Here is an 11,567-nt window from a genome sequence, read left to right as displayed (position 1 = left end):
CGCGCGACGCACAAAGAAATGCCGTGCCTCGCAACGATTTCATAGCGAGTCAGGCGCCCTGTCGGCCGTCCGCCGCGCGCTCATCGGGGCACGCTCGCCGCCGTGATCGCGTGGAGCACGAGCAGCGCGGCGGCGACGCCGAACGTGATGATGTGCGCCGGCAGCCCGCCGCGGAGCGCGGCGAGGAGCGCGCGCTGGGCCGGGAGCGCGCGCAGCTCCACGGCGATGCGGATGAGCTCCGAGAGGCCGGCCAGCCGCTCTCTGCCGCGGCCTTCGAGGACGGCGTCGATGCGGGCGCGCAGCGCGCGCTCCTCCTCGCGCAGCCCGCGCCCCGAGGCGAGGAGCGCGAGCGGGCCGAGGGGGCTCTTCAGGTAGGGCACGAGGACCTTCTCGACGATCTTCTTGACCAGATCGCTGCGCCCGCTCACCTCGCGGTAGAAGCGGTCGAGGAGCTCGCGGCGGGCGGCGGCGAAGTCCTCGGGGAGCGCGGCGGTGCGCTCGATCCGGGCGAGGCGCCGCGGCGCGAGCCGGTACGCGAGCGCCGTGCAGGCGCCGGCCGCCGCGGTCGCCCAGAAGGCGAGGTGGAGCGCCGCGCCGAGGGTCGGGCGGCCGGACCGCGGCCACGGCGCGTGCGCGAGCGCGAGGCCGGCGGTGACGAGCCCGATCGCGAGGTGCGCGGACAGCTGCGGGCGCAGCCGGCTCCGGACCGGCGCGGCGTCGTCCGCCTCGTCGGCCGCGCCGCGCCGCCTGGGCCGCATCCACAGCCGCCGCCCGGCGCGCTTCGGGACGGCGTACCCGAGGAGCAGCGCGACCCCCACGGCCGCGGCGACGCCCGCCCAGAGCGCGGCGCCGTCGCCCGGCCGCGCCCCGCCGCGCGCGTGCGCCGACAGCCCCGCCGCGCCGAGCCCTGCCGCCGCGATCGCGCTCCCGGCGAGGAGCGCCGCGCCGCCCCGCTGCCCGGCGGAGCGCTGCTGCTCGCGCCGCGCCCCGCCGAGCAGATCGCGCACGTCGGCGATCTCCTCCGCCGGATTCACGCGGAAGATCGAGCCCGTGGGGCAGGCCTTCACGCACGCGGGGCCGTCGTGCTCGCGGCAGAGATCGCATTTCACGGCGATGTCTGCGGAGCCCGCGCCGCCCGGGCGCTGCGCGGCGGGGGGGCGCGGCGCGATCGCGATGTTCTCCCAGGGGCACGCCTTGGCGCAGGCGCCGCAGCCGGTGCAGAGCGCGTCGCGGATGAACACCTCGCCTCCCGTGTCCTTGCCGATGGCGCCGGTCGGACACTCGATCATGCAGGCGGGGCTCTCGCAATGTTGGCAGGAGTTCGGCAGGAGCAGGCTCCGCGGCGCTTCCGCCGGCGCTTCCGCCGGCGCGTCGGCGGGCGCGTCTGCCGCGTCGTCATCCACCCTTGCGCGTATTTTGTCGCCGCGGCGGACGAGTCGCGAGATCCCGTGTACGTCGGCGCACGACCACGCGCAGTGTCCGCAGCGGGCGCACGTATCGAGATCGATGACGAGGAGCGATCGCGCCACCTGGAGGCGATAGAGGTCCCGGAAGAGATGTGCAGTGTGGTTGCGCGCCTGGCCGGCGACGATCGCTTCCTGGGCGGCGCGCTGGTCGCCGGTGATACGCCGGAGTCGCGGGATCAGATCAGGGTGCTTCCGCGCGAGGCCGGCGAACGTCTTCGACGGTACCGACAGGAGCGTCGCCGCGCCGCTGGCCACGGCGCTCGCCGTTCGGCGGCGACCCTCGTCGAGCTCGACGTCCCCGAAGAAATCGCCCCGGGTGAGGTACGCCCGCACATGAATCCGATCTCCCTCCTCGGTCTGGATTTGCACCATCCCGTCGGCAATGAGCCACAGCTCGGTCGCGGGATCCCCGTCGCGATAGATGGCTTGACCGCGCTCGAAGCGCCGGTGACTCACCGCGTCAAGGAGCATGTCGATGTCGTCCGGAGCGAGGTCGCGCGTGAAGGCGAGGGTGCTGAGGAGGTCGCGCGTGGCGCTCCTCCGCAGCGCGCGCTCGAGCTTCTCGGCGATCTCGGCCTTGCCGGAGCGGCCGGCGGCGCGGCGGAACAGGTGGACGGGGATCTCCGCGAGCACGCTGGGCGCGAGGGCGATCGCGGTGGTCCTGCGCGACATGCCCACGACCGCCTCCTCGCCGAGGACATCGCCCACAGCGGCGGTGCGCACCTCCGTATCGCGATCGTCTCCGCGGCGTGTCGCGCGCAGCGCGATGCGCCCGAAAGCGACGACGAAGAGCGCGTCGCCGGCGTCGCCGGCGCGATAGACGACCTCGTCGGTCGAGGGGGTGCGGAGCCGCCCTGCCTCGGCGATTTCGCGCCGCGCGCGCTCGTCGAGCCCTCGCAGCAACGGGGCGTCGAACACCGCCGGCGGCCAGGCGTCGGGGCGGCCTCGCGCCGCATCGAGCCCATCGATGTAGGTGTGGTCCGATGAGGGCATCAGCAGGGCTCCCGGTCGCCGGGCACAGCCGGAAATGCGGCTCCCGGCGCGCGATTCGCTCCATACCATCGCGCATCAGCTGTCGTAAGGGACGACATGGTCTTACTTCACGTTCGAGCGCTCGAAAAACTGCAAAAAAAGGAGGAGCGCCCCGAAAAAGCCTTGACACCTAAGCCGATCATAGAGAATATCCATCCTGCTAGACTCGGCATGTTCGGCGCCAGGGTTGCTTTGATGGTTCAGCATGAAATGACTAGCATCTGTTCCAGAGTGCACATGCAAGGTCATTCACATCAACGAGGTAGAAGTATGAGCAGGCGCACGACGAGTTTGGCTGTTGCATCGCTGGCTGCCGCGTCCTTCGTTATGCTGGGCTCGGCGCCCGCGAGCGCCAAGGACCACACGGACTGGGCCCTCGATTTCATCGACAACGCCGTCACCAACGACGCGACCGTCGGGGACGAGAAGTGCTACATGACCTGGGATGACCCCGAGGTCGTCAAGATCGATGGCGAGGACGTCGAGATCAGCCCCTGGACCGGCAGGACCAAGGGCGCGTGCTTCTTCGTGCTGTCGCTGAAGAAGGCGATGGGCTACTCGGATGACGACATCAGGTTCCTGTGGGTGAAGTCGCGCCCCTCGTCCGCCGAGCTCTACGACATCATCAACGACAGCCCGGTGCTCGGCGGGCTCGCGCGGGAGCCCGAGAGCTACTTCCGCCGCGTCAGCAGGGCGGTCGACATCCAGAAGGGCGATGTCCTCGTCATCGACGCCACCTCCACCTATGCCGGTCACACCGTCATCATCACGGGCCCGGCCAAGGAGATCAGCCCGGTCATGCCGCGCTACTCCGGGACGAAGCAGTACGCCGTGCCGATCGTGGACTCGACCAGCTCGCCGCACGGGTGCTTCGACGCGGACAGCGAGTATGCGGACAGCCGGTGGCAAGGCGAGTGCACCGGCGGTTACATGGCGGCGGGGGCCGGGACGGGCACCATGCGCGTGTACACCGACGCGATCACGAACCACCTGCTCGGCTACACGTGGAGCGTCACGCCGTCGATGACGAGCTACTACTCCCCCTCGACGCGGCCCTACCGGATCGGCCGGCTGTACAAGCTGCCCGTCGATCCGGTCGAGGACGAGCCGCCGCCCCCTCCCTGATCGCCGGGGCCGCTCCTCACCATCACCGCGAGCTGAGCCTTTCAGCTCTCGACCAGCGAAGCCCTTACCCCGCGGGCCGGGGTGAGGGCTCGCCCCTTTTTGTTCGCCGGTGCACCGAGAGGGCTGCGTCGCGGGTGGCTCCATCGAGGTCACCTCGGCTCAGGGGATCTCGATCGCGGCCCGCGCGAGCTCGACGACCTCGAGGCGGCCGAGCATCGACTCGGTGACCAGCGGGCCGGTCGGCCTGAGGCCGCGCCGCGCCTGCTCGCGCTCGTACGCGGCGAAGGCGCGGATCAGGAAGGGGGGAAACGCGCGGAAGAGCAGCCTCGCCTCGGCGCGGAGCGGGCCGCGGAGCGCGCCGGCCGGGAGGTCGTACGTGTACCGGATCGGCACGCCGGGCGGCGCGGAGCGCGTGTCGATGATCGCGTCCGGGCCCTTCACGACCCCGCGGCTCGCGTCGAGCGCGCCGACGGGGAAATAGGTCTCCAGAAAGGCGCTCTGCCCCGCGAGGTTCGAGCCGCACGCGCCGGTGTCCGGATCGTAGTCCCCGTCCGCGTACCGGTCGGCGTGGTGCAGCCCCTGGCCGGGCCCGGGCTGGCAGCTGCCGTCCGCGGCGACGACGCCGATGCAGCGGACGCAACGCAGAAACCCGTTCTGGAAGTTGATGAGCCCTCGCCCGCGGAACGAGGTGCCGCCGAGCCGCGGAGGCGGCTCCCAGAGGGGGACGTCCGGCCCGTCGCGCACGTCTGCCCCGAACAACCCTCCTTGGGCGCCCGCGGGCCCAAGAGGGTGGTTCGCGTCCGGGTGGGTGGTCACCCGGGTGAACACCTTGTCTTTCAGGTCCTCATCCGCGCGGTCGACGCGGCCGACCTCGTAGATCACCCGCCGATCTGCGTCCCTGACCGCGAGGTGAACCCAGATCTCGCGCTCCTGGCTGAAGCCTGCCGGCACCTTGTGCCCGGCGCCGACGTTCTCGATCTCGATCGGGATCTCGACGCGGCTGCCAGCCGCGCCGGCGCGCCGCGCGGCGCCGAGCGCGAAGCGGAAGGTGTGGCGGAGCAGCAGATCGCGGCGGCGGCGGGCGCTCGTGGGGATGCCGTGCGCGTCGAGCGACGGCTCGTCGACGAGCGCCTCCGGGAACTCGTCCGACAGCGGCACATCCACGCCAGAGAAGTAGTGGGTCGCGACGTCCGCCGGGGCGGTGGAGCGATCCGCGATCCGGCCCCGCGGCCGCGCCCCCGGCGCGCGCGGGGCGAAGCGCGTGCCGGGCGGGCACTCGGGATCGGGCGCCGCCGCCTGCGCGGCGCCGGCCGGGGCCGCCTCGCAGACACCCGGGTAGGTGCTCATGTGGCAGTCCTGGCAGCTCGCCGCGGCGCGGCCCGCGCGCTCCTCGGATCTCGCCCACTCCGCCCACTCGGTGTAGGCGTTGCGCAGCCGCTTGAAATGCTCGCCCCGCGCCGCCGCGAGGCTGTCGGTGCCGAAGAGGCGCACGTCGTGGCAGGCCCCGCAGAACTCGCTGGAGCGCAGGTACGCGCTGGCGCTCGCCGACGGCCGGCCGTGCACGACGGGGTCGTCGCCGACCGGTGGCCGCGCCGGCGAGCGCCCGGCGCGGAGGTCCGCGCGCTGGCCGGCGGGGAGCAAGAGCTCCTCGGGGCGGAGGTCGTAACCGCTGTTGGCGATCCCGAACAGGCCGCGCGCGTCCTCGGGGCGCGCCGCGAAGACGGCGCCGGTCGTGAAGGACGTCCACGTCGCGTTGCCCTGGTACCCGGGGCGCCCGCGCGGGCCGACCGGGCCGTGCACCTGGTGGCAGAAGCCGCAGGAGACCCCCTCGAGACCGCGGCGGGTGAGCAGGTCGCGCACGGGCAGGCGCGCGCGGGGGTCGCCGCCGGGGCGGCCGTCCCACGCGGGCATGGCGGCGTCGAGGTTCTCGGCCGGGCTGTGGCAGTTCACGCACCAGTGCTCGCCGCCCGAGCCGGTCACCACGACGCCGCTCTGCCGGTCGCGGCAGGCGCGCGCGGGGTCGACCTTGCGCAGGATGCCCGCGCCGTTCGGGCAGTCGGCGTCGCGCCCGACCTGCTCCTCGATGAGGCTCTCGAGCGCGTTGAAGAGCGGGCTCTTCACCGAGTGCGCCATCACCGAGCGGCGCCACTCCGAGGCCTGGCGGCCGTGGCACGCCGCGCAGTCCTCCGCCGCCGTCTGCGCCTGCGCGAGCGGCGCGACCGGCGCCACGGCGACGGCCGGCGGCGCCGCCGGCTCGGGCGCGCCCCGCGAGATCGCGAGCGCGGCCGACGCGACCAGCGCGCCGGCGCCGAGCGACGCGAGCCGCCACAGCCGCGCCGCGGCGCTGGCGGGCCCAGGCGGCGCGCGGCGGGCGGCCGCCTCGCCCCGCGGCGCGCTCGCCGTCGCGCCGGAGCCCGCCTGGGCCGCGGCGCCGGAGCCCGTCTGGGCCGCGGCGCCGGAGCCCGTCTGGGCCGCGGCGCCGGAGCCCGTCTGCGCCGATGGGCCGGCGCCCGTCCGCGCCGCCGCCCCACCGCGGCGCGAGGTCCGGGCGACCTGCGCCGGCGGATCGCCCTCGAGGAACCCGGTCAGCGCGTCCGCGATCGCCTCGGCGCGCGGCGGCCGCTGCGCCGGATCCGGATGGAGCAGCCGCAGGACGTGGCCCTGCAGGCCTGGGGGCAGCGCCGTCGCGACGCTCTCGACGAACGGCGGGGGCTCTCGGCGAGCGGCCTCGCCGAGCGCGTGCCGCAGGCCCGCGCCCGCGAACGGGTGCTCTCCCGCGAGCAGGCGGTACAGCGCGAGCCCGAGCGCATACCGGTTCGCGGCGCTGTCCCAGATCGCGCCGTCGGCCTGCGCCGGCGGCGTCCAGAGCGGCGGGATCTCCGAGGATACCCGCGCGCCCGCGGCGCGGGGCGAAGCGCCGGCGCCGCCGCTCGCCGGGGCCCCGACCAGCGCCGCGACGAGCGCGCTCGCGGGCAGCGTCACGTGGCCTGCGTCGTCGACGAGGACCGCGTCGGGCGAGAGCGGGCCTGGGAACAGGCTGGCCCGCTCGCAGGCGGCGAGCGCGCGGGCGATCGGGAGGGCGAGCCTTAGCGCCTCCTGAAACGGAAAGGGACCGCGCCGAGCGCGCATCCGGTCCGCGAGCGGGGCGCCCGCGAGCCTCCGCACGAGCCAGACGCGCGCGCCGCCCGGGCCCGCGGCGGGCCCGCTCTCGGCCGGCGCGTCGATGCCGCCGTCGATGAAGCCGCCGACGCCGGCGCTGCCGAGCGCGAGGAGGCGCGCCGCGACGGCCTCGCGCTCGGGCCCCGCCGGGCCGCCCTGATCCGCCTCGCCGAGCCGCCACAGCTCCTCCGCCGCGCCGCAGCGCCAGCGCGCCGCGGAGCCCACGGCCGGGAGGGGCGCGCCTTCCGTGTAGCCCGCCTGCGCCGGCGACGCGCGCCTCACCGCGCCCCCGGAGGCGGCGCCGGCGTCGCGGCGCTGGCGGGCGGCTCCGGCGCGCCGCCCCTCGAGCGCAGCGCGTAGGTCCCGAGGCCCGCGAGCGCCGACAGCGCCACGATGATGGCGATCGCGAGCCCGGCCGGGACGTCGCGTCTCCGGTCGATCTGCTCGACGAGTGCGATGGTGTCGGCGCGCGGCGCGCCCGCTCCACCGGTGACGCGCGCTGCTCCCGGCGCGCTCGCGCGGCCCTCGTCGCCGGTCCGATGCGGCGCGCTCGCGCGGCCCTCGTCGCCGGTCCGATGCGGCGCGCTCGCGCGATCCCGGCTGCCGGCGGCGCGCTCGCTGCTCGCCGCCCCGCGCGGCGCGGCCGCGGCGGTCTGGAACGGCTCCAGCCGATCCACGACGTCCTGCGCGAGGTACGGCCGATCCTCGGGCGCCTTCTCGAGCAGCTGGAAGAGCAGCTGCTCGACGCCGCGGGGCAGCCCGCTCCGCACGTCGTCGTCGAGCGGCGGGGGCTCTGCCGTGCACTGCAGGTTGAGCAGCTCCCGCGGCGAGGCCGACTGGAACGGCGGGCGCCCGGAGAGCGCCTCGTACAGGATCAGCCCGAGACAGTAGAGATCCGAGCGGTGATCGATGGATCGCGCGTCGATCTGCTCGGGGCTCATGTACTGCAGGGTCCCGACGCTCTGCGTGTTCGTCTGGTTCATCGCCTCGACGACCTTGGCGATGCCGAAATCCATCACCTTCACGGCGCCGTCCTTCTGCACCATGATGTTCTCGGGCTTGAGATCGCGGTGGATCACGGGCGGCTGCTGCCCGTGGGCCGCCGCGAGGGCGCTCGCGACGCTGGCCGTGATCCGCACCGCTTCCGGCCAGGGGAGGCGGCCGGCGGCGCCGAGGAGGGAGCGCAGCGTCTGGCCGTCCAGGTACTCGAGCACCATCACGAGCTCGCCGGAGGCCTCGATGCTGGCGAGGCTCCGGACGATGTTCGGGTGCTCGAGGTGCGCGAGGATCTGCATCTCGTTCAGGAAGAGCCGCCGCCCCTGCTCGCTCCGGGCGAGCTCCTGGCGGAGCACCTTCAGCGCGACGCGCCGGCGCGACAGGCGCTCTTCGCCCTCATAGACCTTGCCCATCCCCCCCTCGCCGACGAGGCGTCGAACGAGGTACTCGCCGATCTGGTCCATGCGCGCCGTCTCCTCTCCCTGGCCGGAGCGTCTCTTCTACGTGCGAGCGGTACCAAGGGCTTACACCCGATTTCGTGTCCGGTGGTAGAACTGGCCTCCATGCACCCACGTCGGGCCTCGCTCGCCCGAGCCGCGATCCTCTCGCTCGCGGTCTCGGCCTGCTCGCGGACCGCGGCGGAGCCGGAGCCGCCGCCGGCCGCCTCCGGCGCGCCGGTCGCCGCGCCCCTCGCGTGGGACGTCCCGGGGAGCTGGGCCGCGCTCGAGGCGCCGCGCGCCGGCCCGCGTAAGGCGATCTACAAGGTGCCGAGGGCGGCGGACGACAAGGACGACGTCGAGGTGCAGGTCCTGTCGTTCGGCCTGGGGAGCAAAGGGGACGTCGAGGCGAACTTCAGGGAGTGGTTCGCGCAGTTCGACGGGGACGTCGGGGCGAAGGCCAGGCGGGAGTCGTTCGAGGTCCGCGGCATGCGGGTCGAGCTGGTCGAGGTGGCCGGCACCTACAAGATCCCGCTCGGGCCCCAGGGAGGCGCCCGCAGGCGCGCGCCCGTGGAGATGGTGAAGGACGGCTACCGGCTCGTCGGCGCGGCGGTGAGGACGCCCGATCGCGGCAACTGGTTCTTCAGGATGGTCGGCCCGGACGAGACGGTGCAGTCGGCGCGCTCGGGCTTCCGGGGCTTGCTCGAGTCGGTGCGTTAGCTCCGGCCGGCGCCCTGCGAGCGCCGCGCCTCCCGGTCGCCGCGTCGGCGGCGCGCCGGGCCGCGCGGCGCTCGCAGGGCGCTCGGCGCGCGTGATACGTTGCGCGCCATGGATGCTGACCGAAAGCGCGACGCTCGCACGCCGGCCGAGATCTTCCGCGCCGAGGCGGAGGCCGAGGCGGAGCAGAACCGCCTCTGCGAGGAGAGCAAGCACCAGCTCGCGAACCGCTGTCCGGAGTGCGGTAGCCTCGGCAGCATGGAGCTGGTCGATGGGCTCATGCGCTGCATCGACTGCGACGAGGTGGTGGCCAGAGCCCGCCAGCTGCCCGGCTTCGGCCGCCGCTGAAGCGCTCGCGCGCTTGCACGCGCAGGCAGAAGCGCGCAAGGTGAGCGCGAGCGCCGACGCCCAAGCTGTACCGGACAGAAATCATCGGGAAAGTTCTTTCCTGATGATTTTCGGTCGAAGCCGTGACTATTCTGCGAACATTGGCGCATTCGCGCCCAGGTCCGTTTTTCGCTCCAGACGCGGTGCACGGAAGTACAGGCTGGCCAGCCAGCCGGAGCGATGACAGCCGGACTGAAGTGTTGAAGGAGTTGGAGATGAAGCAGATCGCAGCGGAAGGCTCGGACCACTCGTCACGGGAGACAAGCCAGGGATCCCGGGCGACGACGGCACGAGGCGCGAGCGGAGGCCTGCTCATCCTGATGATCGAAGACAGCGCGATCACGAGCTTCGGGCCCACCCAGGAGGGTGAATTGGCCAACAGCCCGCGCTGGTCCCGTCCGAAGCGCTGACACCGGGCGCCTCGACGCCCCTCGTGGCCGTGCTCCCGTGGAGCGCGGGCACACCGCGTCGTTATAACGCGGTGCGTTGTCATTCTTGAGAGGGCTTCGGCCCCGCCGCGCTGGCGGCGTTTCGTTCGAGCTCCGCGTCCGTTCCGCGCCGGCGGCTCTTCGTGAGCCCAGCGCGGTGAGCCCGGCGAAGGCGACGGGGCCCCGGGCCGCTGCGTCGCCGTTTTTTCGCCCGCCCCGCTGAATCGTGGCACCTCGTCGGTGTGCATACCCGGGGAACGACGCGGAAAACCATGGTCTTGGCGCTCGCCGCCGCCGCTTTCGGCGGGGGGGCGCTCGGTTGCAGCGACGCGAGCGAGGCGATCGCGCGGATCGCCCGGGAAGAGCCGCCGGCGCTGAGCCGCGCTGCCCACGGGCGGCCGGGCGATGGGCAGGCGAGCAGGGCCGCGGAGGACGCCGAGGCGCGGTCGGCGGCGGACGGCGCTGCCGTGGAGGGCCGGAGCGACGCAGACCGCCTCGACACGGCGATCGCGGCCCGCGGCCCGGCGCGGGAGCGGCGCCGCAGGTCGGGGTCGGCCCTCGAGGCGCGCGCCGCGGGGCGCGGGCCGCAGGACAGCGGCGCTGGCGAGGAGGCTGCCGCGGCGCCCGAGCTGCAGGTGATGCGGCTCGTCGTCGCGAAGGGCATCGCCGGCCGCGAGCCGGTCGAGCCGGCGACGTCGTTCGCGAGCGCGGAGATCGACCGTCTCTACGCGTTCGTCGAGCTCTCGAACAAGGACCGGGCTGCCTCGGAGATCACCGTCGTCTTCACGCCGCCCGACGGGGGCGCGCCGCTGCGCATCCCGCTGGCGGTCGGCGCGGAGCGGCGCTTTCGCACCTGGGCGGCCACGCGGAAGGCGCGCGCGGCGGGGCCCTGGTCGGTGACGGTCAACGACGCGGCGGGTAAGGAGCTCGCGCGCGCCTCGTTCACGATCACGACGTAGGAGGCGCCCGTGGCTCGCATGTTGCGCTCGCACCTCGCCTCGCTCTGGCGCGCCCGCCGCGCCGCCGTCCTCGCCCTCGCGCTCGCCGCGGGAGGCTGCGTCTCCCGCGTGGCCCGGGAGCCCGACGCCGCCGGGCCGCGGCGCTCGCCCGCGGCCGCCCGCGCTCCCGGCGACCCGGGGGAGCTCGACTTCTGGGTGCCCGACGGCCCCGCGGCCCGGGTGCTGTCGCTGCAGGTCCCGGAGAGCACGGAGGACGACCCGTCCGACGTCGAGCGCTCCGACGACGAGCCGCCCGCGCTCGCCCGGCCCCGGCGGGGCGTGACGTCGGCCGAGGCCGACGAGGAGCGCCGCTACGTGCTCCTGCCCGGCGTCGATCTGGCGCCCGCCGTGGAGCAGAAGGTCGCGGAGATCGCCTCCGCTTACCATCGGCGGACCGGAAAGGAGCTCGTGGTCACGAGCGGCACGCGCGACCCCGCGCGGCAGGCCGAGGCGATGCACGATCTCTTCCGGCACGGCGCCGACGTCCTCGGCCTCTACAAGGACAAGGCGGCGGCGCGCGAGATCAAGAGCGCGTACGAGGAGGGGCTCTCGGCCGACGAGCCCACCGAGGCCGTGATCGCGGCCCTCGAGCGGGTGATCCGCGCCCAGATCGACCGCGGCGTGTTCATCTCGGCGCACCTCAGGGAAGGCGCGGTCGACATCCGGAACCGGGACATGACGCCGTCCGAGAAGCGCGCGTTCCTCGAGGGGATCGACGAGGTCGGGGGCGTGTTCGCGCTCGAGGAGTCGCGGCCGCCCCACTACCATCTGCAGATCGATTGATCCCGGGACGCCGGGCGGTCCGCGCGGCGCGGCCGCTCG

General features: G+C 74.2%; 9 protein-coding genes. 6 read left to right on the top strand and 3 right to left on the bottom strand.

Annotated features, from left to right (window positions below; genetic code table 11):
- Positions 1-80: 80 nt before the first annotated feature.
- A complete protein-coding gene (locus tag WME83_RS26105) occupies positions 81-2,459 on the bottom strand; it encodes a cyclic nucleotide-binding domain-containing protein (protein ID WP_437312404.1) in 2,379 nt (792 codons plus the stop codon).
- A gap of 330 nt (positions 2,460-2,789) precedes the next feature.
- On the opposite strand from WME83_RS26105, the gene WME83_RS26100 reads away from it, so the two are divergent.
- Complete coding sequence (locus WME83_RS26100) at positions 2,790-3,623, top strand: hypothetical protein (RefSeq protein ID WP_437312403.1); 834 nt, start codon at positions 2,790-2,792, stop codon at positions 3,621-3,623.
- Between the two features lie 159 nt (positions 3,624-3,782).
- Here WME83_RS26100 and WME83_RS26095 read toward each other — a convergent pair whose 3' ends face one another.
- Together WME83_RS26095 and WME83_RS26090 are read right to left on the bottom strand one after the other, a co-directional pair.
- Entirely contained in the window at positions 3,783-7,064 is a 3,282-nt protein-coding gene (locus WME83_RS26095; protein ID WP_437312402.1) for a hypothetical protein, read from the bottom strand.
- A complete protein-coding gene (locus WME83_RS26090) occupies positions 7,061-8,242 on the bottom strand; it encodes a serine/threonine protein kinase (protein ID WP_437312401.1) in 1,182 nt (393 codons plus the stop codon). The genes WME83_RS26095 and WME83_RS26090 overlap by 4 nt, the downstream gene beginning before the upstream one ends.
- Positions 8,243-8,341: 99 nt before the next feature.
- On the opposite strand from WME83_RS26090, the gene WME83_RS26085 reads away from it, so the two are divergent.
- The 5 genes from WME83_RS26085 to WME83_RS26065 all read left to right on the top strand — a co-directional run bounded on the left by WME83_RS26085 (position 8,342) and on the right by WME83_RS26065 (position 11,528).
- Positions 8,342-8,935: a hypothetical protein gene (locus WME83_RS26085; protein ID WP_437312400.1), complete on the top strand. Its 594-nt coding sequence runs from the start codon at positions 8,342-8,344 to the stop codon at positions 8,933-8,935.
- Positions 8,936-9,043: 108 nt separating this feature from the next.
- Entirely contained in the window at positions 9,044-9,280 is a 237-nt protein-coding gene (locus WME83_RS26080; RefSeq protein WP_020737154.1) for a hypothetical protein, read from the top strand.
- A gap of 254 nt (positions 9,281-9,534) precedes the next feature.
- Positions 9,535-9,729 (top strand): hypothetical protein, encoded by a 195-nt coding sequence (locus tag WME83_RS26075; protein ID WP_437312399.1) that lies wholly within the window; start codon positions 9,535-9,537, stop codon positions 9,727-9,729.
- A gap of 290 nt (positions 9,730-10,019) precedes the next feature.
- Entirely contained in the window at positions 10,020-10,706 is a 687-nt protein-coding gene (locus WME83_RS26070; protein ID WP_437312398.1) for a DUF2914 domain-containing protein, read from the top strand.
- Positions 10,707-10,724: 18 nt separating this feature from the next.
- Positions 10,725-11,528, top strand: a complete 804-nt coding sequence (locus tag WME83_RS26065; RefSeq protein ID WP_437322044.1) for a hypothetical protein — start codon at positions 10,725-10,727, stop codon at positions 11,526-11,528.
- Positions 11,529-11,567 lie beyond the last annotated feature (39 nt).

It is taken from the genome of Sorangium sp. So ce385 (assembly GCF_051474135.1).
GTDB classification, from domain to species: Bacteria; Myxococcota_A; Polyangia; order Polyangiales; family Polyangiaceae; genus Sorangium; species Sorangium cellulosum_D.
Note: the sequence above shows the minus strand (reverse complement) of the source record. Positions and strands in the feature narration are given on the sequence as shown.